Here is a 26,670-nt window from a genome sequence, read left to right on the forward strand (position 1 = left end):
GGGGTCGGGGGGGATGTTTTCCACTCCCGCCACCGGAAGGGGTGAACGGTCGTGACTTTCGAGGGAGATCGGCGTTGCGACGCGGTACGAATCCCCGTGCCGCGCAGGACACCAAGCCGGACACCGGGATCGTCCGCGCCCGCCCTGCTGGTCACGCGCGCGTGACCAGCAGGTCAGACGGGAGGTCAGACCGGCGCGAGCTGCCGCCGGGTGGTGCGGCGGGCCGCCGCGCGCCCCGGGTCGAGCGCCGGTACGGCGGCCAGCAGCTGCCGGGTGTACGCGTGCTGCGGCGCACCGTACACCTCGTCGACCGCCCCCTGTTCGACGATCCTCCCCTGACGCATGACCGCGACCCGATCGCTGACCCTCGAGGGCGCGGGCGCTGGCACTCGTCCGGACCTCTCGGTTGCTGCGAGCGGAAAGGGATGGGGGGCAGGCAGCAGCGACGGTCGCCCGTACGGAGAAACGTTTGATGCGCCTGCAGACGGAAGTCGCCCGGGGCGCGGTCGAGAACGCAAAAAGTCGGGGCTGAAGGGCCCTGGATTCAGGAAGTCCGACGCGCGCGCGGGTCAGGCGTCAGCGACAGATGACGTCTGCTACGCAGGTGTCCGGTCACGCCGATGAGCGCCAGCTCAATGGCGGTGAGATCGGTGACGGGACGGTGCGACATGGGCAGAAACATGAATGAACTTTCGGCCCCTGTCGACGCGGGCCCTCAACTCTTCGGAAATGGCCAGGGGTTGGGCTTGCAGATGGCACCGTCGGTCGCCAGGTACTTGGTCTGCTGCATCATGACCGGCGCCAGGGCACCCGTCTTGGTGCAGCCCTCGTGGCTGTGCCCGAGCCGGTGGCCCACTTCGTGGTTGATCAGCATCTGGCGGTAGGCGAACATCTTGTCGTCGCCGTACGTCTCCGCGCCCTGAGCCCACCGGTACGCGTTGATCATGATGCGCTCGGTGGAGGCGGAGTCGCAGGACACGTTGTCGACCGTCGTGTCCAGGCCGGACTTCGCGCACCAGGTCGCGGTGGTGCGGGGGCTCGCGAGGGTGATCACCCAGTCCGCGTCCCCGGACGAGACGCGCTCGAAGGTGCGGGTGCCGCCCTGGCCCCAACTGCGCTCGTCGTTGAGGGTCTTGTGCACGGCCTGCGCGAAGAGCGCCCCGTCGAGCGGAAGTCCCTTCTCGACGTCCACGCGGTAGCGCACGACCTGGCCCTTGCCGGGCGCCTTGTCGTGCCCGCCGACGGCCTCGAAGTCGCCGGACCCGGCGAGCTTCTCGTCGAGCGGGTACGTGGCGGCCATCTTCTGGGCATACGTCAGGGGCGCGGCGGGGGGCCTGGAGGGTGTCGGCCGGTTGTCGGAGCGGGAGGCGTCGCCGTCGTCCTTGCGGGGGACGTCGGTCGTGGCCGGTGACACGCTGCGGGTCAGGTCGCCGCCGGCCATCTGGCCTGCGACGACGACGGCGAGCACGGTGGTGACGGCCGCGGCCGCGACGCCGGTCAAGGCCCGGCCCTTCCCGCCCTTGGCGCGCCGCGCACCGGCCTCGGCGTCGTCGAGCGCCGGCTCCTCATCGGGCATCCACGGGTCCGAAGCCCCGGCGGGGTAGACGTCGTCATCGAAGGCATCGATGAACTCCTGGCGCGGCCGCGGCACGAAGACGCCTCCCGGCGGGGTTTGTACGGCGGCGGCCGCCGCGGATCCGGCAACGGCCCCGGGCGCCCGCCGCCCAGCCGCGCCATATGCAGGCACACCGTGCGGGGGCGTCCCCGGACGCCCGCGGCCCTGGCCGCCCTCGAAAACCGGAACGCCCTGTGCCGGCGTCGCATCCCCAACACCACGAGCCCGCGGCACGCCCTGCGGCGGCGTCCCCTGCCCGGCACGGCCGCCGCCGGCCTGCGGCACACCGTGCGGCGGCATCCCCGGCCCTGCGCGTCCACCGCGAGCCTGCGGCGCACCGTGCGGCGGCATCTCCTGCCCGGCACGACCCCCCGGCCCACCGAACTGCGGCACACCCTGCGCCGGAGTCGGCTGACCCGACCCCCCGCCTCGGGCCCGCGGAACACCGTGCGGCGGCGTCCCCTGCCCGGCACGACCCCCCGGCCCACCGAACTGCGGCACACCCTGCGCCGGAGTCGGCTGACCCGGCCCCCCACCCCGCCCACGCGGCACGCCCTGCGGCGGCGTGCCCAGGTGGGCGGCGGGGGTGCCGTACGGCGGGGTGCCCCAGGCGCCGCCCGGCTCGCGCTGTTCGGGGTGACCGCCGCGGACTCCCGGCGGCGGAGTCGCGGGGCCCGGCGCGCTCCGGGCGGCAGCTGCGCCGGAGGCGGCGTCCCGCCCCGGCGCTATCTCCGTGGTGTCGGCCGCTTCCGTGCGGCCGCGACGGCTATGACGTCCCACGCGTCGATTCAGCTCCTGCCCGCATCGCCGGCCCCGGCCGCACCCGTATCCGCGGCCACCTCGTCGTCCTGCAGCTCGCGGAAGGCCCGCGCAACCGCCTCGGGATACTCCATCATCGCCACGTGCCCGGCCTCCGGGAGGGTCAGCAGCCGCGAGTCGCGGAAGGCCCGAGAGGCCCGATTCGCCATCCGGAAGGAGACGAGTTTGTCACGGCCGCCGTACACGAGCAGCGTCGGCGCGAGCACTCGTTCCGCCTGCCGCCACAGGGAATGCTGACCGCCAAGCGTGTACGCGTCAACGACCCCGCGCGAGGAGCGGGCCATCACATCCCAGAAGTACGGCAGTTTGAGCCGCCGTTCGTACTCGCGGACCGCCGCCGTGAAGCCGTCGGGATCGACCCGCCCCGGATCGCCGTAGCAGAGGCCCAGCACCTCGAGGGTGCGCCGCTCGGCGGTCCACGTCCTGGTCAGCCGGGCGAACAGGGACGTCACGCCGGGCACCGCCAGCAGCGCGGTCGGCAGCGCCGACAGCTGCGGGGGGCGCTCGGGCAGTGCAGGCGAGACCAGCGTGAGCGTGCGCACCAGGTCCGGCCGGACCGCGGCCACGCGCGTGGTGATGGCCCCGCCCAGCGAGTTCCCGAGCAGGTGCACGGGCCCGCGCCCGGCGGCGTCGAGATAGCGGATGACGGCCCGCGCATGCCCCGAAATGGAGTAATCGCCGTCGTCCGGCGGAGTCGAGTACCCGAACCCCGGAAGGTCGATGGCCTCGCCGTCCACCCGGTCCTCGAGCGCCTCCATCAGCGAGGACCAGTTGAGCGAGGAGCCGCCGAGACCGTGGACGTACAGCGCGGGCGGCAGCCCTTCGCGGGCCGGCGGCCGGGCCCGTACGGCCAGATTCAGCCCCGGCAGGGCGACCGGCCGCATCTCCTCCCCTCTGCCGGCAAGGGCACCGCGCGCGTGGGTTGCCGCGTGCGCGGCGCGGGTACCCGGCAGCTCGGTCGAAGACATGCGGCAATGTTACGAGACGATCACGCTGTGGTTTGTGTGTTCGCCATCACACCAAGTCATGGCGCCCGGGCACGGCCTCTCATAGGCTCGTGTAGAGGGCGCTCGCCCTGGAAAGGGGAGCCACCATGTCTGTCGACCCGACCGATCCGGAAACCTTCGAGAACGATATCGACGAGGCGGAGGAGCACGACGCCGAGGCCCCGGAGGCCGACGCCGCCGAGCAGCATGCCGAGCTGGTGGAGCAGCGCGATGCGCCCCTGGGAGAGCGCTCGCTGGACTCCGCGAACCCCGCGGACGCCACCGAGCAGACCCGGGTGGTCGAGCTGAATGAGGACGACTACCGGTGACCTGCCCCTTTTGTCAGCCCCCTCGCAGGCCGCACAGAGTGTCCGGTCAGTGAAATTCTCGGCCCGCACCGCGCACACCAGGGTTACCCAAAAGTACGATGGCGGACGCGGCGGACACGGCGTCGCCGCATAGCGGCACAACCCAGCCGCATAGCGGAACAACCCATTGGGAGGCGGCGTGACAGCCATCGAGCAGACCGAGGCGCGCCCGCGAGGCACGCGCCTGCCGCGCCGAGCCCGACGTAACCAGCTCCTGGGCGCGGCCCAGGAAGTCTTCGTCGCGCAGGGCTACCACGCGGCCGCGATGGACGACATCGCCGAGCGGGCCGGAGTCAGCAAGCCGGTGCTGTACCAGCACTTCCCCGGCAAGCTGGACCTGTATCTGGCCCTGCTCGACCAGCACTGCGAAGCCCTGCTCCAGGCGGTGCGCGCCGCGCTCGCCTCCACCACGGACAACAAGCAGCGCGTCGCTGCCACCATGGACGCCTACTACGCGTTCGTCCAGGACGAGGGCGGCGCCTTCCGGCTGGTCTTCGAGTCCGACCTGACGAACGAGCCCGCGGTCCGCGAACGCGTCGACAAGGTCAGCCTGGACTGCGCGAAGGCCGTGAGCGAGGTCATCGCCGAGGACACCGACCTGCCGGGCGAACAGGCGATGCTGCTCGCGGTCGGCATGTGCGGCATGGCGCAGATCACGGCGCGCTACTGGCTGGGCTCCGGCCAGCAGCTGGACCGCGACGCGGCGGCCAAGCTCGTCTCGTCGCTGTCCTGGCGCGGCATCGCCGGCTTCCCGCTGCACGGCGCGAGCCAGCCGCACTGACCGCGGCGCACACCCGCCCCGCCCGCTGTTCGCTGCAGGCGTGCACGGCTGACGGCTTGCGGGCCCCCGCACCGGGCTAATGTGTGCTGCGTACGGCGCGGCTGACCGCGCACCCCAACTGACCGTCGGAGGGACGAAGCCGTGGAGGTCAAGATCGGCGTGCAGCACGCGCCCCGCGAGATCACCTTGGAGAGCGGGCAGTCTGCCGAGGAGGTCGAGCGCGCGGTGGCGGAGGCGCTCGTCGGCAAGGCGCAGCTGCTGACCCTGGTGGACGACCACGGCCGCAAGGTCCTGGTTCCTGCCGACCGGCTGGCCTACGTGGAGATCGGTGAGCCGACTGCCCGCAAGGTGGGCTTCGGCGCCGCGTAACCACGCTGACCAGCAGAACGTGTGCCGGCGGTCCGGCGGTCGGATTTTCGACCACCGGGCCGCCGTACGTGTGTCCCCCACTGGCCGAGTGCGGAGGATTACGTTCCGAGAGGCGGGGGTACGACGGCCGTGGACCGGTTTGCACCTGCTGTTCGGCTGTTGTGCGGGAGGGACGAGAACATGATCCTGGAAGCGCTCGGCTCGGTACTCATCGGCCTCGGAGCCGCCTACGCGGCCGCCCGCTGGCTGCCCGAGCGGCTCCCGGCACGCCCTCTGGTGCTGACCACCGGCGCGGTCGCCGCCCTCTTCGGCGGCCTCATCACGTACACCGTCGTGGGCTCGGGACACCCGCTCGCGACGCTGCTCGGGGCGCTCGTCGTGGGCGTGGCCCTGCTGTCGCTGCTCATCAGGCCCGCAGGGCGCTGGGTCCGCCGATCAGCCGCGGCCTGACGGTTCTCCGGACCGCCGGGCCGCAGCCGTAGGGGGCCCGGCTCGGGGAGCCGTAGCAGGACCCCGGCTCGGAAGCCGTACGGGACGCCGGCTCAGGCCGCGAGGCCCAGCGCCGCCATCCGCTTCGTGTGCGCCTCGGTGATCCGCGAGAACATCTTGCCGACCTCCGCCAGGTCGAAGCCGTCCGCGACCCCGCCGACGAGCATGGTCGACAGCGCGTCCCGCTCCGCCACGACCCGCTGCGCCTGGCTGAGCGCCTCGCCCATAAGCCTCCGCGCCCACAGCGCGAGCCGCCCGCCGACCCGCGGGTCGGCCTCGATCGCGGCCCGTACCTTCTCGACGGCGAACGACGCGTGCCCGGTGTCGTCGAGCACCCGGAGCACAAGGTCGCGGGTGTCGGAGTCCAGCCGGACCGCGACCTCCCGGTAGAAGTCGCTCGCGATCGAGTCCCCGACGTACGCCTTGACCAGGCCCTCGAGCCAGTCGGACGGCGCGGTCTGGCGGTGGAACTCGTCCAGCGCGGCCGCGAACGGCTCCATGGCCTCGGTCGGGGTGACGTCGATCGCCGCGAGCCGGTCCCGCAGCTGCTCGAAGTGGTGGAACTCGGCGGAGGCCATCTTCGCCAGCTCCGCCTTGTCCTCCAGCGTCGGCGCCAGCTTGGCGTCCTCGGCGAGCCGCTCGAAGGCCGCCAGCTCGCCGTAGGCCAGGGCGCCGAGCAGGTCCACGACCGCCGCCCGATACTGCGGCTCCGCGGATGCCCGGGCCCAGTCCAGGGCGGCGATCCCGGTGAGCTTCTCGGCGTTTCCGGTGTCGGTCTCGGCGGTGGCGGTGGTCTCGTCAGGCGTCTCCATGGAGCGCACAATAGCCCGCTCACGCCCGTACGGAAGTCCCTGGTCAGGCACGCGCGACGCACCGGGCCACACGAATGACCCAACACATGTGCGCGAATCCGGGGTATGGTGGTAATGAGCCCACCGGGAACACGGTGGGTGATCTGATGAATGCGGATGCCCGGTCGTTGGCCCGATCGGCTCCGACCGACAGCCCTCCCCGCGGAGCGTGCGTCTTGTGCGCGCCGCTGAGCGAGGGGCCCGCTCGCGGCGCGAGTGGATGCGCGAGAGTCAGTGGTCCTGCGCCAATGGCGGCCACCCACGGCCGATTGACTCCGGGCGCGGTTACGACCCTCCTCGCCCTCCCCCGCCGCGTTTCACAGAAGAGGCGAAACCCCTGACTACGTTTAGAGAACTCGGGATCCTTCCCGAGACCGCTGAGGCCCTTGAGGCCGTTGGCATCACAGCCCCCTTCCCCATCCAGGAGATGACGCTCCCCGTAGCCCTCTCCGGCAGCGACGTCATCGGACAGGCCAAGACCGGAACCGGCAAGACGCTCGGTTTCGGTCTTCCGCTGCTGGAGCGCGTCACGGTCCCCGCGGACGTCGAGGCCGGCCGGGCCAAGCCCGAGCAGCTGTGCGACAGCCCGCAGGCGCTCGTCGTCGTCCCCACCCGCGAGCTCTGCCAGCAGGTCACGAACGACCTGCAGACCGCGGGCAAGGTCCGTAACGTCCGCGTGCTGTCGATCTACGGCGGCCGGGCGTACGAGCCGCAGGTCGAGGCCCTGAAGAAGGGCGTCGACGTGGTCGTCGGCACTCCTGGGCGACTGCTGGACCTGGCCGGGCAGAAGAAGCTGCGGCTGTCCGCCGTCAAGGCCCTCGTCCTCGACGAGGCCGACGAGATGCTCGACCTGGGCTTCCTGCCCGACGTCGAGAAGATCATCCAGCTCCTTCCGGCCAGGCGCCAGACCATGCTCTTCTCGGCGACGATGCCGGGCCAGGTCATCTCGCTGGCGCGGCGCTACATGTCGCAGCCCACGCACATCCGGGCCACCGCCCCGGACGACGAGGGCCAGACCGTTGCCAACACCACCCAGCACATCTTCCGCGCGCACTCGCTCGACAAGCCGGAGCTGGTCTCCCGCATCCTCCAGGCCGACGGCCGGGGCCTCGCGATGATCTTCTGCCGTACGAAGCGGACCGCGGCCGACATCGCGGAGCAGCTCTCGCGGCGCGGCTTCGCGTCGGGCGCCGTGCACGGCGACCTCGGCCAGGGGGCGCGCGAGCAGGCGCTGCGCGCCTTCCGCAACGGCAAGGTGGACGTGCTGGTGTGCACGGACGTCGCGGCGCGCGGTATCGACGTCGACGGCGTGACGCATGTCATCAACTACCAGTCCCCTGAGGACGAGAAGACCTACCTGCACCGCATCGGCCGCACCGGCCGCGCGGGCAAGTCGGGTATCGCGGTCACGCTCGTCGACTGGGACGACATTCCCCGCTGGAAGCTGATCAACAAGGCGCTGGACCTGCCGTTCGACGAGCCGGAGGAGACGTACTCCACCTCCGAGCACCTCTACGAGCTGCTGGGCATCCCCGAGGGCATCACCGGCGTCCTGCCGCGTGCCGAGCGGACCCGGGCGGGGCTCGACGCGGAGGAGATCGAGGACCTCGGCGAGACGGGCGGCCGCGGCAAGCGCGGCGCGCGCGGCGGGCGGCCCTCCTCCGCGGAGTCGGAGGACCGGCCGAAGCGCACCCGCGCGCCGCGTGAGCGCCGCCGGATGCGGGGCGGCGTACCGGTGGACGGGGACGCGGCGGAGGCCGCGACCACGGCCACGGAGACCATGGTCGAAACGGCGGAGGCCGCCGAGGCTCCGGCGGACGCCCCGAAGCGTCCGCGACGCCGGCGCCGTACGCGCGGCGGTGCCGGGGCGGCTCCGGAGGCCGCGTCGGCGGCCTCCGAGGCCCAGCCCGCGGCAGCGGAGGGCTCTGCGGACTCGGCGGACTCGGGTGGCGAAACCCCCAAGCCCCGCCGTCGCCGCCGTACCCGCTCCCGCGCGTCGACTGCGGAGCCGACCCCGGAGAGCTGATCCTCCATAGCAACAACGCCGGTGGCGTGGGAACCCATCGCCCCCAGAGGCCGACACCCTGCCACAGGGGTGCGGCCACCAGGCCAACGCCGCCGGCCCCCGCGGCCTCGCACCACCCCACCACGCCCGCAGGAACCGCAGGCGCCCCCCGGCCCGGGGGCGCCAACTGCAACCCGTTGGCCCGAGGCGCGGCCGTGGGCTCGGACCAATCCGCTCCGCCCGCGGGAACCGTGGGTGCGCAACGGCCGGGCACCTGCGGGAACGGGCCGGCCGGAGGCCGAAGGGAGGGCTGGTTGCAGGCGGAACGGCCCGGCGGCAGCGGCTTGGCGTGTGCGGCGGATAGCCTCGTCCGCATGAGCAGGCCGCCCTTCCTCGCCCTCCCCCCGTGCGCCCGCGCGCACACCCTCCGCACCGCGCGCGGCGACTTCGCCGTCCACGAGGCCGCGCCCCCCGCCGGGGCCCCGCAGCGCGGCACTGCGCTGCTCGTGCCCGGGTTCACCGGCAGCAAGGAGGACTTCATCGCTCTCCTCGAACCTCTCGCACAGCGCGGGTTCCGGGTCCTCGCGGTCGACGGCCGCGGGCAGCACGAGTCCGGCGGCCCGCGCGACGAGAGCGGCTACGCGCAGGAGGAGCTGGCCCAGGACGTCCTCGCGCAGGCCGCCGCGGCGCTCGGCGGCAGCAGCAGCGGCAGCACGGACGGCGCGACCGCCGGCGGCATCGACGGCAGCCCGTTGCATCTGCTCGGGCACTCCCTCGGCGGCCTGATCACCCGCGCCGCCGTGATCAAGGACCCCTCCCCCTTCGCCTCCCTCACCCTCATGAGCTCCGGTCCCGCATCCATCGCCAAGACCCAGCAGAAGCGCACCAGGATGCTGATCGACGCGCTCGTCTCCACCCGCGCCGACATGGAGGCCGTATGGCGTGCGATGCGCGAGCTCGACCCGCCGGAGGCCGCGGAGGCGTCGACACCGCCGGACGTCGCCGAGTTCCTGCACCGCCGCTGGCTCAGCACGGTCCCCGAGCAGCTCATCGCGGCCGGACGGCAGCTGATGGGCGAGCCCGACCGGGTGCCGGAGCTGGCGGCCGTACCGCTCCCGAAGCACGTGCTGTCCGGGGCGGTCGACTACGCGTGGCCGGTGCCGCTGATGGACGACATGGCCGTACGCCTCGGTGCCCGCCGCACCGTGATCCAGGGCGCCGAACACTCCCCCGCCGCCGAGCGCCCCGAGCCCACCGCCCGCGCGCTCGCCGACTTCTGGGAGCAGGAGTACCCGACTGTGGCCTGAGCCGTGGCGACCAGGACGCCGCGAGGCTAGAGCTGCGCCTGCAGGTGGTCCCAGAAGCCGTCCCGCAGCACCCGCCGCAGGTCGGCATGGCCGCGCAGCGAGTGCTGGAGCAGCCCCTCGGCCTCGATCAGCAGCTCCTGATCGGTCGAGCCGGGCAGATACGGGTGGCCGGGCAGCAACTCGGCGAGCGTCTCCCGGCCGCGCTCCACCAGCCACTGCGCGGCGATCCGCGCCCCGACGAAGCGCACGTCGTCGCGGCCCGGCGGGGGACACGCCGCCCCGCCCGCCAAGGCCTCGCCGTACGTCTCGTACAGCAGTGGCCGCCGCGTCACGTACGGCTTGCAGAAGTCGAGGTCGAACGTCCGCTGGCTGTCGACCTCCCAGAGCAGCGGATCGGCCTGGTTGCGGCCGGTGAGCGCCTCGATGCCCCACAGGTGCACCCGCGCGCCGTAGCCCTGGGCCGCCTCGACCGCCGAGACCAGGTCCTCGTCGCCCCCGATGAGCACGGCGTCGCTGATCGCGCGATGCCGCGCGAGCGTCTCCAGGTCCGTACGGATCAGGGAGTCGACGCCCTTCTGCTGGTTGTTGGCGTTGAGGTTGCCGAGCCTGACCTTGACGTCCGGGAGCTCGGCGATGCGCTGCTGCTCGGTGGTGTGGAGGCGGCGCCGGGCGCCGTCGTACCAGTAGACGCGCAGCAGCCTGCTGTCCGGGAAGATCGTCCGGGTCTTGTCGATGAACGCCTCGATGAGCCCTTCGGCGTCGAGGTCGAAGGCCCGCCGGTCCTCGGTTCCCGCGACCAGTCGGCCCACGGCCGCGTACACATAGCCCGCGTCCGCGAAGACCGCGTGGATCGAGGGCGTGGTCGCGACCTTGGCCAGCACGCGCTGGAGCAGCTCGTTCGTCTGCTCGATGCCGGCCGCGACCGCGGCGAGGTCGACCACGGCACGGTCGACCACGGCGCGGTCGGCGGGTGGCCCCGGGGGCTGTGCTTCGTTCATACCGGCCTCATTGTCCGGGTGGCCCTCCAGAGGGCACAACCTGGTCGCCCTACCCGCAGGTAGTTAGGTGTCCAAAAATTTTCGTTAGCGTAGGGAATGTTTTCAGGGTGCACCTCGGTTGACTCATATGGAACCTGCGTCACCGAACGTCGCAATCCACCCTTAACGGTCGGGCAACGGCCGTGACCCAGCGCGGGACCAGTGTGGAACCCGCACCAGCAGTTCTCCTTGCAGGAGGATCAGACGAAGGGAGAAGCCATGCGCTTCGAGATCATGCGCCTCGACGACATCGACGGCACCGCCGTGGACAGCACTGTCGTGGACGCCGCCTCCGTCAACCGGATCGTGCACCAGGCCGCCGCAACCGGCCAGCGCATCTACATCCGCCCGGCCGAAACCGCGGCCCGGTAACGCTCAGGGCTCGAACCCGACGCTCAGCGCGCGAAGACGACAGCGCCCCCGTACACCGATGTACGGGGGCGCTCGTGGTTTTCGTCACAGGTTCGCCGACCGGATGGTCAGGCGCCGTTGATCACCTGCGTGACGCCGTTGATGATCTGCTGCACCGCGAGGGCCGAGAGCATCATTCCGGCCAGCCTGGTCACCAGCACCACCCCGCCGTCCTTGATCACGCGAATGATCAGCAGCGAGTAGCGCATGGTCAGCCACAGCACGACGTGCATCGCCGCGATGGCCAGCCAGACCGACAGCTGTCCGCCGAAGCCCTTCGCGTGCTGCACGGCCAGGATCACCGACACGATCGCGCCGGGACCGGCCAGCAGCGGCATGCCCAGCGGCACCAGCGCGGCGTTGACATCCTTGGTCTGCGTCGGCTCCTCCGACTTGCCCGTCAGCAGGTCGAGCGCGATGAGCAGCAGCAGGAGACCGCCCGCGATCATCAGCGCGGGCACCGAGACATGCAGATAGTCGAGGATCTGCTGCCCGCAGATGCCGAAGACGGCGATGACGCCGAAGGCGACGGCCGCGGCCTGCCAGGCCATCTTGCGCTGGACCTTGGCGGGGCGGCCGGAGGTCAGGGCGAGGAAGATCGGGGTAATCCCCGGCGGATCCATGATGACGAAGAGGGTGACGAAGAGAGATCCGAATACGGCGAAGTCGAACACGGTGATGAGGCCTTGCGGGACAGGGGCGTACGCGTACGCGGCGCGAGCACACCTCGGGCGGAAGGGGGACGGGGGCGGACTTCCGGCTCAGCTGCCGCCCGTGCCGGGCACGGGGAACGCGCCGGTCGCGCGGCGCACGATCTCGCCGTAGATCTCGGGGTCGGTGGTGTACTCACCGAGGCGGCAGGCCTTGCGCCCGCCGTGGTAGTCGCTGGAGCCCGTGGTCAGCAGGCCCAGGTCGGCGGCGATGCCGCGCAGCCGCGCCCGCACCGCCGTGTCGTGGTCCATGTGGTCGACCTCGATGCCGTCGAGGCCGGCGGACGCCAGCTCGGCCATGGCGCTCTCGGGGACGGTCTCGCCGCGCTTGGCGGCCAGCGGGTGCGCGAAGACAGTGACCCCGCCCGCCGCCTTGACCAGGCGGATCGCGTCGAACGGGTCGAGCTCGTGCTTCTCGACGTACGCCCGGCCGCCGTTGGCCAGCCAGTCCGGGGTGAAGGCGTCCGAGACGCTGTCGACGACGCCGAGCTCGACGAGCGCGGTGGCCACGTGCGGCCGCCCCACTGCGCCGTCCCCCGCGATCTCGGCCACCCGCTCCCAGGTGACCGGCACGCCGAGCTCGCGCAGCTTGGCGACCATGCCCTGCGCGCGGGGCACCCGGTCGTCGCGTACGAGTTCGCGCTCGCGGGCCAGCTCCGGCTCGTCCGGGTCGAAGAGATACGCCAGCATGTGCAGGCTGATCCCCTCGAGGCGGCAGGACAGCTCGGCGCCGGTGACGAGCGTCAGTCCGGCGGGCAGCGCGGCGGTCGCCTCCGCGTGGCCGCCGACGGTGTCGTGGTCGGTGAGCGCGACGACGTCGAGCCCGGCCGCGGCCGCGTGCCGTACGAGCTCGGCGGGGGTGTCCGTACCGTCCGAGGCAGTGGAGTGGGTGTGCAGATCGATGCGCACGGCACGGCTCCAAACTGCGGTCGTCGGACGAGGGGGACGCTCCAGGATAACCGCGCCGAATCCCTCTCCCGTCACGAGAGCCCGGGGGCAGGAAGGCCAAGAAGGGGCAGGGCCGCCCAGGACGCCTCGGCCGCACGCCTCAGGAGAGGATGCGCGGGGTCAGGGCACCGCAGGGGACCATCTCCACCTCGGCCCCGGCGTCCCGCAGATCGGTGAGCACCAGCTCGTCGTACAGCAGCAGCCCGGACTGCTCGGGCCAGAGGATCGCCCAGAGCCACAGCCCGCGCGCCTCGCCCGCGAAGACCGCGCGGTTCGCGGGCACGCCCTCGACGTGCCAGAGCGGGGTGGGGCGGCCGGCGGCGAGGACCTTCACGTGGGGCGACTGGTCCACGGACATGTACGGGCCGGGGTCGGGGCCGGGGATGCCCGCGTAGCGCGCGCCGAGCCCGACACCCAACTCCTCGGCGACCAGCAGGAGTTCACCCATGCCCCCCACCGGACCCGGGCCCGAGCACGCGACGGCGGTCGCGCGGCCGCCGCTGCGGTCGTCGCCCGCGCAGGCGACGCCGGTGAACAGCCAGCCGATCGGCAGCGGCCATGGCATCCACACCGGCACCTTGGCCCGGTTCACGACGACGCCGAGCGCTTCGACGCTCGGCGGAATGACCGGCTGCAGAGGGTGCACCGTGCCGTGCACATCACACTGCCACGAGTCGGAGAAGAGGCCGGGCGCCCTGACCCGGCCACCGCACTTCGGGCAACTGGGTTCGCCCCTCATAGGCCCCAACGGTCCTACCGCTCCGTCGTCGCGTCAAGGACGATCACCCGTCCGGAGGCCGCGTTCCGGGAAGGCCCCGCGTCCGGGCCCCCGCACCCGGTACGGACTCAGTCCAGCGGTACGCCGCCGCGCAGCGGATCCCGCAGGTCAGTGCCGTACGTCAGCCAGCGCTTCTCCAGCGCGCCCGCGCCGTGAACCCGCTTCCAGGCCGCCTCATTCGGGGTCATGGGCAGCAGCGGCAGGAAGCGGACCGGGTCCATCGGCGCGGGCAGCTCCAGGTCCGCGACCAGACCGCCGGACTCGGCCACGAGAACCGAGGTGAAGGGCGCCCCGGGCCAGAGCGGCTCGCCGAGGTCGAGCGAGGCTCCCGGCGCCACCACGACCCCCTCGACCTGCGGTGACGCGGCGAAGACTGCGAGAGCCCTGAGCACCTTGTCGGTGTCGGCGCGGCCGGCCCGCGCGGAGAGCAGCAACTCGGCGCGGGGCCCGCGGACCGGGTCGGCGAGGGCGCCCGCCGGGTCGGTCATGGGCTGGGCCGACATGCCGAGTGTGGCGTAGCGCACCACATCGCCGTCGCCCGAGTCGTCGAGGAAACGGAGGACCTCGATGCGGTCGGTGCCGAGGAAGGTGACGGCGGCCCGCGCGTCCGGCTCGCCGAGCGCCGTCAGCAGCCGGGCCTCGACCTGCTCAAGAACGTCTGACATGGCGTGAGCATAGAACGCGTATCCAACAGGCAAAGCAGCGACTTGACGCTGCGGTCGGCTGATAGTCTTGGCCGCTGGTTCAGGGCAGGGTGCATCCTCACTCTTTTCTCGCCCTGCCGACCAGTCAGTCTCGCGGCGCGCGCCGTGCCGCGATCGGTGCTTCCCCCACGGGGGACCGGCCGGAGGAGGTGGGGCTGCGGTGGATCCCAGTCGACCGTGCAGTATCAGCAGCTCTTCCGCGGCCTGCCCTTTTTTGGCGCCTGGAGCCTGACGTACCCCGCCGTCCCGCGGCGAAACCACTGAGTTTTCGCCGGGATTCCAGGCGATGCGCGGACGCCGGAAGAGCGACCTTCGTCTCATCCTGACCCGTCTTGAGCGTCAAGCCGTCACCGCGGCACGCATGGCAGTGCCGCCCGCTTTGCCGACGTACAGTGCCGTACGTCCGCATTCCGGGCGGCGGTGCACGCCTGCCGCCGACGGCCGGCCCGTGAAGGAGCCTGCCCATGTCGATGATCCGCGAACTGCGCGCCGCCGTCCGCCCTGCCCTGCGGAAGGGCCACACCGGCTACGGACCCGGTGCCGCCGACCAGTCCGGTGCCCTGACCTCCGTCGTGGACTGCGCGGTGTACCGGGACGGCCGCCGCGTCAAGGACCACCTCACCCCGACCGAGGCCATGGAGCGCGTCCGCTCCGACGGCGGCTTCGCCTGGATCGGGCTGCACGAGCCCTCGGAGCAGGAATTCGCCGGTATCGCCCAGGAGTTCGGGCTGCACCCGCTGGCGGTCGAGGACGCCGTCCACGCCCACCAGCGGCCCAAGCTGGAGCGCTACGACGACACGCTCTTCACCGTCTTCAAGACCATCCACTACGTGGACCACGCCGAGCTGACCGCCACCAGCGAGGTGGTGGAGACCGGCGAGGTGATGTGCTTCACCGGCAGGAACTTCATCATCACGGTCCGGCACGGCGGCCAGGGCTCGCTGCGCGCGCTGCGGCACCGGCTGGAGGACGACCCCGAGCTCCTGGCCAAGGGGCCCTCCGCGGTCCTGCACGCCATCGCCGACCAGGTCGTGGACGGCTACATCGCCGTCGCCGACGCCGTACAGGACGACATCGACGAGGTCGAGATCGACGTCTTCAGCTCGGCTCCGGGCGGCGGCACCGCGCGAGGCGGCGACGCGGGCCGCATCTACCAGCTCAAGCGCGAGGTCCTGGAGTTCAAGCGGGCCGTCTCACCGCTGCTGCGTCCGATGCAGCTGCTGAGCGAGCGGCCGATGCGGCTGGTCGACCCGGACATCCAGAAGTACTTCCGGGACGTCGCCGACCACCTGGCGCGGGTCAACGAGCAGGTGGTGTCCTTCGACGACCTGCTCAACTCGATCCTGCAGGCCAACCTGGCGCAGGCGACCGTCGCGCAGAACGAGGACATGCGCAAGATCACGGCGTGGGCGGCGATCATCGCCGTACCGACCATGATCTGCGGGGTCTACGGCATGAACTTCGACCACATGCCGGAGCTGCACTGGAAGTACGGGTATCCGCTGGTCATGGGCGCCATCGTGGCGATCTGCTTCTCGATCCACCGCGGATTCAAGCGCAACGGCTGGCTCTAGGCCGCAACGGCCGGCTCCGGGGCCGAACAGGCCCCTAGACCTCCACGGGCGGGGCCGACACCGCGGTTCCGCGCCGGTCTCCCGTGATCACCAGGGCGAGGCCGGCGAGGATCACGGCCAGCGCGGGATACGCGGCGAGCGGCGGGGTCTGGCCGAGCCAGAGCGCCGCGATGAGGGCGGCGCCGGGGGTCTCGAGGAGGATGGCCGTCGAGGTGATGGACGGGCCGAGGCCGCGGACGACCCGGTTGATCAGCGTGTGGCCGAGCAGCTGGGCGGCGACGGTCAGCAGGCCGAGCTTCAGCCAGGTCTCGCCGCTGTACCCGGCGAGCGCGGAGCCGGACACCAGGCAGGTGACCAGGAGCAGCACGGACGTCGTCGCGTAGCAGACGTACGTGTACGCGGTCGTGCTCATGCTCCGCCGCACCTCGGACCCGATCAGCACATAGCCGGCCGCCGCGATGCCGCCGCCCAGGGCGAGCGCGTCGCCGGCGAGCGCACGCGGCGACAGCGACAGGTCGACGCCGGTGAGCAGCAGGACGCCGAGGAACGCGACGGCCGTACCCGCCCAGACCAGCGCGGGCGGCCGGTGGCCGCGCATCCGCAGTACGAGCGTGGTCCAGATCGGCGTCGTGGTCACCAGCGCGGTGGACGACGCCACGGAGGTCAGATGCAGGCTGGGCAGCCAGAGCGCGAAGTGCAGCGCGAGGAGCGCCCCGGCCGCGGCGGACAGCAGCAGCGCTCTGCGGCCCATTCCGCGCAGCTCGGCCCGGTGCCGTACGAGCGCGAACGGCGACAGCGCCCCGACCGCCATCGCGTTCCGCCAGAACGCGATGGCCAGGGCCGGGGCCGCGGTGGCGGCGATGAGCGGCGCGGAGAGCGAGATCCCGGAGATCGCGACCGCGAGCAGCAGCAGATCGAGCCGCGCCTGAGGCGACCTCACGCTCACGGCATCCCGCGCAGATCCGCCTTCGGCGGGCGCGTGAGCGCGCTGCCGGGCTGGTGTGGTTCGCGGCACGGAATCCTCGCAGGACGGCGGTGGCGGGACGGGCGGTGGCGGACCCCACCAGTGTAAGGCGCATGACAAGCCTATGGAACTGACCATCCAGCCGCTGGACGGCCCGCGGAGCGGGCGGCCGCCCTTCCAGGGCCTGGGGCTGCGAGCCCCCGGCGCATGCTCGCTCACAACCGCCGAACGACGCACTCCGGCGCGGCTGCACAGGCCGCGCCGTATGCGGCGAATCCGGGCCCTCCGACGGCGCGTTCTGGCCTTCCAGCGCGCTCCCCCACAACCCGGTGCGGTCGTGCCTGCCCTGCCGTGGGGCCGGGTGGCGGCCCGGCGGTGTCCGCCGGGGCAGCCCTCTGAGATCCGATCCGGCTGCCGCCTGCGGAGCATGGCGGGGCCGCGCCCCGGCGGGGTGGGCGGGTGCCCAAGGCCCGGGCACCTGCAGCAACGGGCGGGCGAACAGGCCCGGCCCGGAGGGGGAGGCCCTCCGGCGCGGAGCGGCCCGGCCGTCGAGGCCTAAGCTGAGGGCCATGACGCAGACGACCCTCATGGACCGCGCCCTTATCGAGGAGGCCACCAAGAAGTCCGGCCTCATCTGGGTCCGCGGCGACGGTGCTGCCGTACCCGCCCGCGCCCTGTGGCACGTATGGCACGAGGGGGCCGTCTGCCTCGTGGGCGACGGACCTGGCGAGCAGCCGTTCGACGGCCTGGCCCTGGACGACGGCGCGTCCGCGTCCGTGACCGTGCGCAGCAAGGACAAGGGCGGCCGCCTCGTCACCTGGCACGCGCGCGTGGCGGAGCTCGCGCCCGGCAGCGAGCCGTGGGAGGCGGCGGTAGCGGAGCTCAAGGCGAAGCGGCTGAACGCCCCGGACGCGGAGCACGTCGCCGAGCGCTGGGCGCGCGAGTGCCGCGTCCTGCGGCTGGAGCCCGCCGGTTCCACGGCCGAGCTACCGGACGGCTCGCTGGCGGCCGCACCCGTGGCGACCCCGGCCACCACCCGCCGCCCGATCCCGGCCGCCCTGCCCAAGCTGCTCCGCAGGGGCCGGAAGAAGCGCGCCTAGCACCCGCGCGGGGAGCAGAGCAGCCCGAGCCCGGCCGCCCGAGTCCGGGCCGCCCCCAGCCCGCGCCGCAAGCGGGTCTCAGCTGCCCGCCGTGATCTGCCTGCCGTAGTCGATGATGTGGTCCTTGCTGGGCGCCTTCAGGGTGAAGTCCTCGTTCCAGTCGGCGAGTTCGAGGATCCCCGCGTCCCCCGCCCGCTCCAGCCGCAGCGGATACGGCGTCCCTTCCAGGGACACGTCCACCGCCCCGCCGGACCCGTCCCCGCCGGTGATCCGGATCGTACGGACCCCGCCGACCCTCCCGCGCTCGCCCGTGCCGAGGCCGCCGCGCAGGTCGAAAAGCCCGTCCAGCAGCAGGTCCATGTCCGTGAAGCCGCTGAGCTGCTTGTACGCGGGGTCGCCGGTCGGCACCTTGACGTACTTGTCATCGAGCTTGCTGGCCGCCTCCGCGTCCGACTTGGACTGCTTGCCGCCCCCCTGGCTGGCCCAGAAGTCCGCGTCGGCCTTCAGATAGAGGTCGTCGCCGACCCGCAGCATCTCGAAGGTCTTGCCCTTGGTGGAGAGCTGGCCGATTCCGCCGCCCTCCTTGCCCTGCTTGAGCCGCATATCGAGCGTGTACGTGCGCCCCCGGGTGACGACGCTGCCCGAGAGCCGCACCGCGCCCGCCCCCTCGACGGCTTTGAGGGCCCTGCTCTCGATCTTCCGCGGAGAGAGCTTCCCCACGCCGTTCGTACCGGCGTCCGGGTCCTCCTCGGCTCCACACCCCACGAGCCCCACGGCGAGCGCCGTGCACACCGCTCCGACGAGCGCGGCGTTCCGTGTGCGGGGGTATGCAGCCACGTTTGTTCTGCCTCCAGGTTGAGGTGGCCTCGACAGCAGACGCAGCGTACCGGGGGGTTCCGATAACGCGGAGGGCAGCCGTCCGGTCCCACGCGCGCGTGGGAGTGACCGGCTTCGAGGGCACCTCGACGACGCGTGCCTGCTCCGGACGCACGCGCGCGTGGGCGTGACGCTCGCCATATGGGCCCGCCGATCGCTCACGGCTCTTTCCGGAGGCCGCCTCGGTCGCCGTACCATCAGGGCATGGCTACCGACACGCACGACTCCGTCCCCGCCGAAGAGGCGGTGCGCGCCGCGCTCGCGACGGTGAACGACCCGGAGATCCACCGCCCCATCACCGACCTCGGGATGGTCAAATCGGTGGAGATCGCGGCCGATGGAGCGGTGGCTGTCGGTATCTATCTCACGGTCTCCGGCTGCCCCCTCCGCGACACGATCACCCGCGAGGTCACCGCCGCGGTGTCCGAGGTCGCGGGCGTGACGCGGGTCAGCGTCGAGCTGGACGTGATGAGCGACGAGCAGCGCCGGGAGCTGGGCGGCCTCGCTGCGCGGCGGGCAGACCGAGCGCGAGGTGCCGTTCGCGAAGCCCGGCTCGCTGACCCGGGTGTACGCGGTGGCCTCCGGCAAGGGCGGCGTCGGCAAGTCCTCGGTGACGGTCAACCTCGCGGCGGCCCTGGCGCGGGACGGGCTCAAGGTCGGCGTCGTCGACGCGGACATCTACGGCCACTCGGTGCCCCGCATGCTCGGCGTGGAGGGCCGTCCCACCCAGGTCGAGAACATGATCATGCCGCCCTCCGCGAACGGCGTGAGCGTCATCTCCATCGGCATGTTCACCCCGGGCAACGCCCCGGTGGTGTGGCGCGGGCCGATGCTGCACCGCGCGCTCCAGCAGTTCCTGGCCGACGTGTGGTGGGGCGACCTGGACGTGCTGCTGCTCGATCTGCCGCCGGGGACGGGCGACATCGCGATCTCGGTGGCCCAGCTGGTGCCGAACGCCGAGATCCTCGTGGTGACGACGCCTCAGCAGGCCGCGGCCGAGGTCGCCGAGCGCGCGGGCTCCATCGCCGTACAGACGCATCAGAAGATCGTCGGCGTGATCGAGAACATGTCGGGGATGCCGTGCCCGCACTGCGACGAGATCGTGGACGTGTTCGGCACGGGCGGCGGGCAGCGAGTGGCCGAGGGGCTCACCAGGACCACGGGCGCCGAGGTGCCGGTGCTGGGCGCCATCCCGATCGACGTACGGCTGCGGGAGGGCGGCGACGAGGGCAAGCCGGTCGTCATCACCGACCCGGACTCACCTGCGGGCAGCGCGCTGCTGGCCATCGCGGACAAGCTCGGCAGGCGCGAGCGCGGCCTGGCCGGGATGTCGCTGGGGATCACCCCGCGCAACAAGTTCTGAGGGGCCGACGGAAGTTCTCCCGCGGAAGTTCTTCGGCGGAAGTTCTGAGGTGTCGGCGGCGGTTGCTCGTACGTCGTGAGGGGCCCGGGTCCTGGCAGGACCCGGGCCCCTCATGACAGGCCGCCGTCAGGGCTCAGTTGCCGTACTCGGAGATGTCTTTGACCACCGAGAACCCCAGACCGTAAGCGCTCATCCCCCGCCCGTACGCCCCGATGTGAACCCCGGTGCAGGCACCGGCTCCACTGGAGCGGCTGCCGCCGCGCCCCTCGATCGCCGAACCGGCGAGCACCCAGCCGTACTCGGACTCGCGGTAGTGGAACGGCGTCGGCACGCCGTCCACCGGCAGGGTCAGCGTCGTCCACGACGGGCCGTCCAGGTCGTCGGCCAGCTCCCAGGCGATCGCCGTCTGCTGCTCCAGCCAGTCGTCGCGGAGCACTCGCTCCATCTGGGCGGGCCAGGTGCACGACAGCAGTCCGGAACCGGCGAGCCAGGCCGCCGAGGAGACCGAGGTGGCCTCCAGGACGCCCGTGCCGTCCGCGCTGCGCCGCACCGGGCGGCTCGCGACCGTCACGACCACGGCGAAGCGCTGCTGGTCGTGCGCGCTCTCGACCCGGACGGTCGGCTCCTCGCCATGGCCCGTCGAGCCGTGCTCGACCGTGCCGTCCGCCGCCGCACCCACCTGCATCAGCCAGCGCGGCCCCGTGAAGGCCTCGTCCAGCCCGTACCAGGGAAAATCGGCGAGCAGATAGCCCTCGAGACCGCGGCGAACGCCCGCCGCCTCCTCCTGGGGCGCTCTTCCGGCCTCCACATCGTCGGACGTGCTGGGCGCTCCGAGCGCCCCCTGCGCTCCTACCCGACCCGTCGTGTCCATCTGCGTGGCGCCTCCTTGTTGCCCCTCTGTCTTAGGGCCACCCGCCCCTCGGGCGATCTCACCCCGGACACAGGGAGGATAGCCACACCGGTCGGTCCAGTCGGACATACGGGGGGATCAGGTGGCGTCGGAGTCGAAGGGCGGACGCTCGCCCTGGTCGAGTTGATCGCGCTTGCGCAGCAGATCGGAGCCGCTGGATGGCGAGCCGGACGACGAGCCGTCTGACGCGTGCGAAGAGTCGCTCGCGCGGCCGTGCACGGCGTCGGCGACCTCCGACACGTCCTTGCGGAAGTCGAAGCCGTTGCGGATCTCCTTGAGCCCGAGTTCGTCGTTGTCCATGAGCTGCTTGCGGACGAGCGTCTTGGGGTTGAGATCCTCGAACTCGAAGTCCTTGAACTCGGGGCCGAGCTCGCTGCGGATGTCCGCCTTGGCGTTCTCGGAGAAGTCGCGCACCTTGCGGATGAAGCGCGAGACGTCCTGGATGAGCTTGGGGAGCTTGTCGGGACCGAAGATGAGTACCGCAAGGATCACGAGCGCGACAAGCTCGAGTGCGCCTATGTCATTGAACACCTTGCAGCTCCTTGAGATGTCCACGGCCCGCAAGTCGATGAGGGTCCGGGCCCGCTCCACGGTACCGGGCCGCCCGGGTGGGCCGGTACCACGGTGGGGGCGTACGAGGTCCGATGCACCGCATCGGGCGGTGGGGCGGGCCGGAGGGTGGACCGGTGGGTGCGCCGCTGCGCGGCATGGCGCATGGGGTGGTGCCTCGTCCTGTGGATGGGCCGGTGCGCGGGGTGGTGCCTCGTCCTGTGGGTGGGCCGGTGCGCGGGCTGGTGCGCAGTGTGGTGCATCAGCCGCCGCTCGCCGAGCCGAGGGTCAGCTCGAGCGTGCGCTCCTTGCCGTCCCGCTCCAGCGTCAGCTCCAGGCGGTCGCCGGGGCGGTAGCTGCGGATCTTCACGATCAGCTCCTCCCCGCTGTGCACGCGCGCGCCGTCCACCTCGGTGATGACGTCGCCGGCTTCGATCCCGGCCTTGTCGCCGGGGCCACCGGGCTTGACCGGGGCGCCGCCGCCGACGCCGCCGCTGCGCCCGGTGCGGACGCGGGCGCCGTCGCCGGTGTACTCGAGGTCGAGCGTGACGCCGATCACGGGGTGCGTCGCCCGGCCCGTGTTGATCAGCTCCTCGGCGACCCGCTTGCCCTGGTTGACCGGGATCGCGAAGCCGAGGCCGATGCTGCCGCCCTGGGCGCTGTCCAGTCCCCCGCTGCCGCTGTCGGCCGCCTTGATGGCGCTGTTGATGCCGATGACACGACCCTCCGAGTCGACCAGCGGGCCGCCGGAGTTGCCGGGGTTGATCGGGGCGTCGGTCTGCAGCGCGTCCACGTAGCTGATGTCACTGCCGTCGGCCTGCTCGCCGCCCGCGGTGATGGGCCGCTCCTTGGCGCTGATGATGCCGGACGTGACGGTGCCCGCCAGGTCGTACGGCGACCCGATCGCGACGACCGGGTCGCCGACGCGTACGGAGTCGGAGTTGCCGAGGGTCAGCGGCCTGAGTCCGGATACGCCGCTGACCTTGACGACGGCCAGGTCGTAGCCGGTGTCGCGGCCCACGATCTCGGCGCGGGCCACCTCGCCGCCGCTGAACGTCACCGATATGTCGCCGCTCGAGGCGGCGGGCTCCACGACATGGTTGTTGGTGAGGATGTGGCCCCGCTTGTCGAGCACGAAGCCGGTGCCGGTCGCCTGACCGCCCGAACCCTCGACATGGAGGGTGACGACGCCGGGCAGCGCGGCCGCGGCGATTCCGGCCACGCTCTCCGGGTCGCGGGCTTGGTCGCCGGGCTCGGCGGAGGCCTGCGGCAGCTCGACCTCGGTGATGCCGCCGTTGCGCTCGACGTACGCGCCGATCCCGCCGCCGATGCCGCCGGAGACGAGCGCGAGCAGCAGCGCCCCGAGGAGCATGCTCCCCCGCCGAGACCGCCGCCGCGGCGGCGGCTCGAGCACCCCGGGCGGAGCGGCAGCCCCGGCGGCTCCGATGGGTCCGGCGGCCCCGGTGGGCGACGCGGACCACGGGTCGTACTGCCGCCACTGCCCACTCGTCGCGGACGCGGGAAGTTGCGTGCCATGGGCGGGAGTTGGGGTGGGGGCCGGCACCTGGCTTTGCGCGGGCAGCTGGGTGCCATGCGCCGGCGTGGGGTGGTGCGGCGGAGGGCCGCCCACGGGCGCGGGCGGCATGTGCGTGCCATGCGCGGGCGTGGCCGCCTGACCCGGGGCGGACTGCGTCACGGCCGGAGGCACAGGCGTCCCGTGCGCGGGCGTGGCCACGGGCCGCTGCACAGGCGGCGCCGGCGCCCACGGCCCGGGCTCCCCGTACGGCGGCGTCCCGTACGGATCCGGCGCATGCCGCGGCTGCGGCACATCACCCCCGGCCCCGGCCCCCGCCCTGGCCCCACCGCCCGGCTGCTCCCCGGGGGCACCGGCATCTGGGCCGGTCGTCGGCTGCTCGGCGGCAACGGAACCGCCGCCGCTGGCCGAACCTCCTCCTGCCGGGAAGACGGTTGCCGGGGCAAAAGTCGCTTGTCCAGCCTGAGCTGACGCATTGCCTGACGCCTCCGGGCCAGGGGCCTCAAGACCCGCCGTAGCGACGCTCTTCTCGGAGCGCGGCGCAGCGGCGCCGTCCGACTGCCCGACGGGGGAGCCGGACGCGGTCGGCGGCTGCTCGGCCGCCGAAGCGCCACCGCTGCCCGGCGCGCCGTCTCCGGGCAACGGAGCAGGCGACGAGCCGGCGGGCAGACGACCAGCCTGCGCGGAAGCCGAGTTCGTGGACGCACGGCCCTGCGCACCGGCGCCGGAGGCGCTCGGCGGCTGGTCGGCTGTCGTCGTGGGGGACACCGGAGGGTCGACCGCGGGCGGGGCGTCCGGGGCGGGCACGTCCGCGGGCCGCGGGAGATCGGCGGCGGGCACTTCTTCCGCGGGCCGCTCGGCGTCGGCGGCGGGCAATTCTGCAGGCGGTGGTGTGTCGTTGGGCGGTGGGGCGCTCTGGGCGCGCCGGGGTCGACTCCACCACTTCGGCTTCGGCCCGGCGGCCTTCCCCTCGTCCATGTTCTCCCCACCGTTCGCCCGCGGCCAACGCGGGCTGTGTCGCCAACTGGTCCGCACCGGCGGCCCAGTGGCGATTCAATCAGGTCCGCCCGCGCGGGCGCAGCGACCCCGCCGCGGCCCCGCCGGGACCCGGGCGCTCAGTGCTCCGGGGACGCGGACGGCAGGGCGAGCTGGGTCGGCGCCGGGGCCGGGTCGATGGCGGCCGGCACTCCGCCGAAGAAGGCGTTCTGCGGACCGGCGGACGCTTGCCGGAGCAGCGGGGGGCCCGCCGCGGTCGGCAGCATCCGCGGGACGTAGTGGTGCGGCAGCGCGTACGGCGGGTGGGCGGTCGGCTTGGGGGCCGACGCCTCGCCCGCGCCCGCCGGTGCGCTCAGAAGAAAGGGGTGGATGTCCGAACCGGACGCCGCCAGCAGTGCGTCACCGCCACTCACGGATGCGGCGCCGCCCGCCTGGGCCGTACGAGCCGGTGTCGCCGCCGCGCCCGGACCCTCGCCCCGCGCGGCGGCCGACTCGATCGCCGCCTCCAGCGGGAGCGCGCCGCCGAGCGCGATCGCGGCCAGCGACACCGCGCCTGCCGCGGCGAACGCGAACCGTCGCCCGCGCGAGCCCGGCCGCTCGACGTCGTGTATACGGAACCCGCTCTCCCTCGAGCGCCCGTGGTTCCCCGACGGGACGTACGCGAAGCCGCCCTGCTGTACGCCGAAGACACCGCCGGAACCGAACGGGTTCCCCGCGTCACCCGGGCCACCCGGGCCACCCGGACCGTCGTCATCCGCGCCTGGCAGGCCCTGCAGCCGGGCCAGCAGGCCTTCCGAGGGCGGTGGCGGGGCCGTCTCCGCGAAAACGCTCTTCAGCCGCCGCTGCGCGTCGGCCTCCGCCTTGCATTTCCCGCAGGTCGCCAGGTGTGCCAGCACCCGCTCGCGGGCGTCGTGCTCGAGCTCTCCGTCGACCAGCGCGGCGAGTCGGTCGCCCAGGTGCTGCTCGACATGGCGCGAGCCGCCTGATCCGGTCACGCCGTCCCGCCCTCCACTGCGAGCCCTGGGAAGGCGGCGGCCAGGGAGCGCTGCTGCTCGGCACGGGCCGCGGGCGACCGGTGCTGAAGCGCCTTGCGCAGGTGGGAGCGGCCGCGGTGGATCCGGCTGCGCACCGTGCCGAGCTTGACGCCCAGCGTCGCGGCGATCTCCTCGTAGGACAGACCCTCGATGTCGCAGAGCACGACCGCGGCACGGAACTCCGGCGCGAGCGTGTCCAGCGCCTGCTGCACATCGGCGTCGAAGTGGCTGTCGTGGAAGTGCTGCTGCGGGGACGGCTCGCGGCTGGCCAGGCGCTCCGCGGCGTCGTCACCGAGCGCGTCGAACCGGATCCGCTGGCGGCGCCGGACCATGTCCAGGAAGAGATTTGTGGTGATCCGGTGCAGCCAGCCCTCGAAGGTGCCGGGCGTGTACGTGGACAGGGAGCGGAAGACGCGGACGAAGACCTCCTGGGTGAGGTCCTCCGCATCGTGCTGGTTACCGGTGAGGCGGTAGGCGAGGCGGTAGACCCGTCCGCTGTGTGTGCTGACGATCTCCTCCCAGGTGGGAGGGGTCCACGCCTGCGCATCCGCCTCGTCACCGAAAGACGCGGCAGAGGAGAAAGTCGCGGTCGTCGGTACGGAGTCGGTGGTGGCGCCGGAACGGTCAGCAGTGTTGGTCACGGATTTCGGCTCGCCGGCCGACCTGCGAAAGCGCCTCAGCACTCCTCGGTCACCCGCCGCAGCCGCACCTCCCCTATCGGCTCTGGTGGTGTCCAGTAGAGCCCCTACCATATCCGCCTCGCCCGTTAGCTCCGCATAAGGATCTTTGACCCTCTTTTTTGCCACTGCTCCCCCGCCCCTCTTTCATTTCCCCGCCTCTTGTAACGCCCGGTCCCATCTGCGGGTTCCCGATCCAGCGGATACAGTCACGGTTGCGTCAACTACGGGGACAGGAGAGGACCATTACCGGCAACCGGCAGACGAGCTGGGCGTTCGCCGATGCGTTCGTCGCCGAGGACGAGGCGCTGCGCTGGGCCCGCGACCGGGCCAGGGAGACAGGCCTGCGCTCGGTGTCGGCCGGCACCGGGGCCGCGTTGCGCCTGCTCGCGGCCACCGCGGGCGCCAAGGCCGTGGCCGAGATCGGCACCGGTACCGGGGTGTCCGGAATCCACCTTCTGTACGGCATGCGGCCCGACGGCGTCCTGACCACCGTGGACACCGAGCCCGAGCGGCAGCAGTTCGCGCGCCAGGCCTTCCGGGCCGCGGGCTTCGCCGGGAACCGGGCGCGCTTCATCCCCGGCCGCGCCCTCGACGTCCTGCCCCGCCTCGCGGACGGCGGCTACGACCTGGTGTTCTGCGACGGCGACCGGATGGAGTGCCTGGACTACCTCGCCGAATCGTTGCGCCTGCTACGGCCCGGGGGGCTCGTGATCTTCGAGGGCGTCTTCGCGGACGGCAGGACCGTGGACTCCGCGGCCCAGCCCGCCGAGATCCAGCGGCTGCGCGAGCTGCTGCGGGCGGTACGGGAGAGCACCGCGCTGCTGCCGTCGCTGCTGCCCGTCGGCGACGGCCTGCTCTGCGCGGTCAAGCGCGGCTGAGCGTACCCGGGGTACCCGGCGGCGGTGCGCCGCG

24 protein-coding genes and 3 pseudogenes are annotated in these 26,670 nt (G+C 72.6%); 11 read left to right on the forward strand and 16 right to left on the reverse strand.

The window, feature by feature from the left end; translation table 11 throughout:
* Positions 1–185: 185 nt before the first annotated feature.
* The 3 genes and pseudogenes from ACTWP8_RS32730 to ACTWP8_RS32740 form a co-directional block, all read right to left on the reverse strand.
* A pseudogene (locus ACTWP8_RS32730) lies at positions 186–368 on the reverse strand (ABC transporter ATP-binding protein); the annotation flags it as partial.
* A gap of 347 nt (positions 369–715) precedes the next feature.
* Positions 716–1,966 (reverse strand): DUF3152 domain-containing protein, encoded by a 1,251-nt coding sequence (locus ACTWP8_RS32735; protein ID WP_443325711.1) that lies wholly within the window; start codon positions 1,964–1,966, stop codon positions 716–718.
* A 437-nt stretch (positions 1,967–2,403) separates the two neighbouring features.
* A complete protein-coding gene (locus ACTWP8_RS32740) occupies positions 2,404–3,402 on the reverse strand; it encodes an alpha/beta fold hydrolase (RefSeq protein WP_443325712.1) in 999 nt (332 codons plus the stop codon).
* Positions 3,403–3,527: 125 nt separating this feature from the next.
* Here ACTWP8_RS32740 and ACTWP8_RS32745 point away from each other — a divergent pair, with 125 nt between their 5' ends.
* From ACTWP8_RS32745 to ACTWP8_RS32760, 4 genes are all read left to right on the forward strand, one after another.
* The gene (locus tag ACTWP8_RS32745; RefSeq protein ID WP_443325713.1) at positions 3,528–3,749 is read left to right on the forward strand and encodes a hypothetical protein; all 222 of its coding nucleotides are present in this window, start codon (positions 3,528–3,530) and stop codon (positions 3,747–3,749) included.
* A 178-nt stretch (positions 3,750–3,927) separates the two neighbouring features.
* The gene (locus tag ACTWP8_RS32750; protein ID WP_443325714.1) at positions 3,928–4,569 is read left to right on the forward strand and encodes a TetR/AcrR family transcriptional regulator; all 642 of its coding nucleotides are present in this window, start codon (positions 3,928–3,930) and stop codon (positions 4,567–4,569) included.
* Between the two features lie 141 nt (positions 4,570–4,710).
* Positions 4,711–4,938 (forward strand): DUF3107 domain-containing protein, encoded by a 228-nt coding sequence (locus ACTWP8_RS32755; RefSeq protein WP_365266282.1) that lies wholly within the window; start codon positions 4,711–4,713, stop codon positions 4,936–4,938.
* Between the two features lie 180 nt (positions 4,939–5,118).
* Positions 5,119–5,388: a hypothetical protein gene (locus ACTWP8_RS32760; protein ID WP_443325715.1), complete on the forward strand. Its 270-nt coding sequence runs from the start codon at positions 5,119–5,121 to the stop codon at positions 5,386–5,388.
* Between the two features lie 92 nt (positions 5,389–5,480).
* On the opposite strand, the gene ACTWP8_RS32765 is transcribed toward ACTWP8_RS32760, so the two are convergent.
* Positions 5,481–6,239: a ferritin-like fold-containing protein gene (locus tag ACTWP8_RS32765; protein WP_443317793.1), complete on the reverse strand. Its 759-nt coding sequence runs from the start codon at positions 6,237–6,239 to the stop codon at positions 5,481–5,483.
* 354 nt (positions 6,240–6,593) lie between these two features.
* Between ACTWP8_RS32765 and ACTWP8_RS32770 the strand changes: the two are divergent.
* Positions 6,594–8,163, forward strand: a pseudogene (locus tag ACTWP8_RS32770) (DEAD/DEAH box helicase); the annotation flags it as partial.
* 494 nt (positions 8,164–8,657) lie between these two features.
* Entirely contained in the window at positions 8,658–9,590 is a 933-nt protein-coding gene (locus ACTWP8_RS32775) for an alpha/beta fold hydrolase (protein ID WP_443325716.1), read from the forward strand.
* A gap of 26 nt (positions 9,591–9,616) precedes the next feature.
* On the opposite strand, the gene ACTWP8_RS32780 is transcribed toward ACTWP8_RS32775, so the two are convergent.
* On the reverse strand, positions 9,617–10,588 hold the full coding sequence (locus ACTWP8_RS32780; protein ID WP_443325717.1) for an NYN domain-containing protein: 972 nt from the start codon (positions 10,586–10,588) through the stop codon (positions 9,617–9,619).
* A 258-nt stretch (positions 10,589–10,846) separates the two neighbouring features.
* On the opposite strand from ACTWP8_RS32780, the gene ACTWP8_RS32785 reads away from it, so the two are divergent.
* Positions 10,847–10,999, forward strand: coding sequence for a hypothetical protein (locus tag ACTWP8_RS32785; RefSeq protein ID WP_443325718.1), 153 nt, complete (start codon positions 10,847–10,849; stop codon positions 10,997–10,999).
* Between the two features lie 107 nt (positions 11,000–11,106).
* Here ACTWP8_RS32785 and ACTWP8_RS32790 read toward each other — a convergent pair whose 3' ends face one another.
* The 4 genes from ACTWP8_RS32790 to ACTWP8_RS32805 form a co-directional block, all read right to left on the reverse strand.
* Entirely contained in the window at positions 11,107–11,712 is a 606-nt protein-coding gene (locus tag ACTWP8_RS32790) for a MarC family protein (RefSeq protein WP_443317789.1), read from the reverse strand.
* A gap of 87 nt (positions 11,713–11,799) precedes the next feature.
* Positions 11,800–12,657, reverse strand: a complete 858-nt coding sequence (locus tag ACTWP8_RS32795; protein ID WP_443325719.1) for a PHP domain-containing protein — start codon at positions 12,655–12,657, stop codon at positions 11,800–11,802.
* Between the two features lie 139 nt (positions 12,658–12,796).
* On the reverse strand, positions 12,797–13,435 hold the full coding sequence (locus ACTWP8_RS32800) for a DUF6758 family protein (RefSeq protein ID WP_443317787.1): 639 nt from the start codon (positions 13,433–13,435) through the stop codon (positions 12,797–12,799).
* 107 nt (positions 13,436–13,542) lie between these two features.
* Positions 13,543–14,139 carry a suppressor of fused domain protein gene (locus ACTWP8_RS32805; RefSeq protein WP_443325720.1) on the reverse strand — a complete coding sequence of 199 codons (597 nt, stop codon included), beginning with the start codon at positions 14,137–14,139 and terminating at the stop codon, positions 13,543–13,545.
* 503 nt (positions 14,140–14,642) lie between these two features.
* On the opposite strand from ACTWP8_RS32805, the gene ACTWP8_RS32810 reads away from it, so the two are divergent.
* Positions 14,643–15,752: a magnesium and cobalt transport protein CorA gene (locus ACTWP8_RS32810; RefSeq protein ID WP_443325721.1), complete on the forward strand. Its 1,110-nt coding sequence runs from the start codon at positions 14,643–14,645 to the stop codon at positions 15,750–15,752.
* Between the two features lie 34 nt (positions 15,753–15,786).
* On the opposite strand, the gene ACTWP8_RS32815 is transcribed toward ACTWP8_RS32810, so the two are convergent.
* Entirely contained in the window at positions 15,787–16,692 is a 906-nt protein-coding gene (locus ACTWP8_RS32815) for a DMT family transporter (protein WP_443325722.1), read from the reverse strand.
* 593 nt (positions 16,693–17,285) lie between these two features.
* Here ACTWP8_RS32815 and ACTWP8_RS32820 point away from each other — a divergent pair.
* Positions 17,286–17,816 (forward strand): hypothetical protein, encoded by a 531-nt coding sequence (locus tag ACTWP8_RS32820; protein ID WP_443325723.1) that lies wholly within the window; start codon positions 17,286–17,288, stop codon positions 17,814–17,816.
* 78 nt (positions 17,817–17,894) lie between these two features.
* Here ACTWP8_RS32820 and ACTWP8_RS32825 read toward each other — a convergent pair whose 3' ends face one another.
* The gene (locus ACTWP8_RS32825; protein WP_443325724.1) at positions 17,895–18,653 is read right to left on the reverse strand and encodes a hypothetical protein; all 759 of its coding nucleotides are present in this window, start codon (positions 18,651–18,653) and stop codon (positions 17,895–17,897) included.
* Between the two features lie 243 nt (positions 18,654–18,896).
* On the opposite strand from ACTWP8_RS32825, the pseudogene ACTWP8_RS32830 reads away from it, so the two are divergent.
* Positions 18,897–20,055, forward strand: a pseudogene (locus tag ACTWP8_RS32830) (Mrp/NBP35 family ATP-binding protein).
* A 133-nt stretch (positions 20,056–20,188) separates the two neighbouring features.
* Here ACTWP8_RS32830 and ACTWP8_RS32835 read toward each other — a convergent pair.
* The 5 genes from ACTWP8_RS32835 to sigE form a co-directional block, all read right to left on the reverse strand.
* Positions 20,189–20,926 carry a hypothetical protein gene (locus ACTWP8_RS32835; RefSeq protein ID WP_443325725.1) on the reverse strand — a complete coding sequence of 246 codons (738 nt, stop codon included), beginning with the start codon at positions 20,924–20,926 and terminating at the stop codon, positions 20,189–20,191.
* A 117-nt stretch (positions 20,927–21,043) separates the two neighbouring features.
* Positions 21,044–21,496: a sec-independent translocase gene (locus ACTWP8_RS32840; RefSeq protein ID WP_443325726.1), complete on the reverse strand. Its 453-nt coding sequence runs from the start codon at positions 21,494–21,496 to the stop codon at positions 21,044–21,046.
* Positions 21,497–21,776: 280 nt separating this feature from the next.
* The gene (locus ACTWP8_RS32845) at positions 21,777–24,026 is read right to left on the reverse strand and encodes a trypsin-like peptidase domain-containing protein (RefSeq protein ID WP_443325727.1); all 2,250 of its coding nucleotides are present in this window, start codon (positions 24,024–24,026) and stop codon (positions 21,777–21,779) included.
* A 137-nt stretch (positions 24,027–24,163) separates the two neighbouring features.
* The gene (locus tag ACTWP8_RS32850) at positions 24,164–25,039 is read right to left on the reverse strand and encodes a zf-HC2 domain-containing protein (RefSeq protein WP_443325728.1); all 876 of its coding nucleotides are present in this window, start codon (positions 25,037–25,039) and stop codon (positions 24,164–24,166) included.
* The gene (gene sigE, locus ACTWP8_RS32855; protein ID WP_443325729.1) at positions 25,036–25,830 is read right to left on the reverse strand and encodes an RNA polymerase sigma factor SigE; all 795 of its coding nucleotides are present in this window, start codon (positions 25,828–25,830) and stop codon (positions 25,036–25,038) included. The genes ACTWP8_RS32850 and sigE overlap by 4 nt, the downstream gene beginning before the upstream one ends.
* Before the next feature lie 140 nt (positions 25,831–25,970).
* Between sigE and ACTWP8_RS32860 the strand changes: the two genes are divergently transcribed.
* Positions 25,971–26,636 carry an O-methyltransferase gene (locus ACTWP8_RS32860; protein WP_443325730.1) on the forward strand — a complete coding sequence of 222 codons (666 nt, stop codon included), beginning with the start codon at positions 25,971–25,973 and terminating at the stop codon, positions 26,634–26,636.
* Positions 26,637–26,670: the final 34 nt, after the last annotated feature.

Origin of the sequence: Streptomyces sp. 7N604 (assembly GCF_052245475.1) — a bacterium.
In the GTDB taxonomy this organism is placed as follows: domain Bacteria; phylum Actinomycetota; class Actinomycetes; order Streptomycetales; family Streptomycetaceae; genus Streptomyces.

What these genes read in the sequence shown, in the direction of transcription:
- ACTWP8_RS32735 (WP_443325711.1), bottom strand. Translation starts at nt 1,966, where the DNA reads ATGCCGCCGCACGGTGCGCCGCAGGCTCGCGGTGGACGCGCAGGGCCG.
- ACTWP8_RS32740 (WP_443325712.1), bottom strand. Translation starts at nt 3,402, where the DNA reads ATGTCTTCGACCGAGCTGCCGGGTACCCGCGCCGCGCACGCGGCAACC.
- ACTWP8_RS32745 (WP_443325713.1), top strand. Translation starts at nt 3,528, where the DNA reads ATGTCTGTCGACCCGACCGATCCGGAAACCTTCGAGAACGATATCGAC.
- ACTWP8_RS32760 (WP_443325715.1), top strand. Translation starts at nt 5,119, where the DNA reads ATGATCCTGGAAGCGCTCGGCTCGGTACTCATCGGCCTCGGAGCCGCC.
- ACTWP8_RS32765 (WP_443317793.1), bottom strand. Translation starts at nt 6,239, where the DNA reads ATGGAGACGCCTGACGAGACCACCGCCACCGCCGAGACCGACACCGGA.
- ACTWP8_RS32775 (WP_443325716.1), top strand. Translation starts at nt 8,658, where the DNA reads ATGAGCAGGCCGCCCTTCCTCGCCCTCCCCCCGTGCGCCCGCGCGCAC.
- ACTWP8_RS32780 (WP_443325717.1), bottom strand. Translation starts at nt 10,588, where the DNA reads ATGAACGAAGCACAGCCCCCGGGGCCACCCGCCGACCGCGCCGTGGTC.
- ACTWP8_RS32785 (WP_443325718.1), top strand. Translation starts at nt 10,847, where the DNA reads ATGCGCTTCGAGATCATGCGCCTCGACGACATCGACGGCACCGCCGTG.
- ACTWP8_RS32800 (WP_443317787.1), bottom strand. Translation starts at nt 13,435, where the DNA reads ATGAGGGGCGAACCCAGTTGCCCGAAGTGCGGTGGCCGGGTCAGGGCG.
- ACTWP8_RS32805 (WP_443325720.1), bottom strand. Translation starts at nt 14,139, where the DNA reads ATGTCAGACGTTCTTGAGCAGGTCGAGGCCCGGCTGCTGACGGCGCTC.
- ACTWP8_RS32810 (WP_443325721.1), top strand. Translation starts at nt 14,643, where the DNA reads ATGTCGATGATCCGCGAACTGCGCGCCGCCGTCCGCCCTGCCCTGCGG.
- ACTWP8_RS32820 (WP_443325723.1), top strand. Translation starts at nt 17,286, where the DNA reads ATGACGCAGACGACCCTCATGGACCGCGCCCTTATCGAGGAGGCCACC.
- ACTWP8_RS32835 (WP_443325725.1), bottom strand. Translation starts at nt 20,926, where the DNA reads ATGGACACGACGGGTCGGGTAGGAGCGCAGGGGGCGCTCGGAGCGCCC.
- ACTWP8_RS32845 (WP_443325727.1), bottom strand. Translation starts at nt 24,026, where the DNA reads ATGGACGAGGGGAAGGCCGCCGGGCCGAAGCCGAAGTGGTGGAGTCGA.
- sigE (WP_443325729.1), bottom strand. Translation starts at nt 25,830, where the DNA reads ATGGTAGGGGCTCTACTGGACACCACCAGAGCCGATAGGGGAGGTGCG.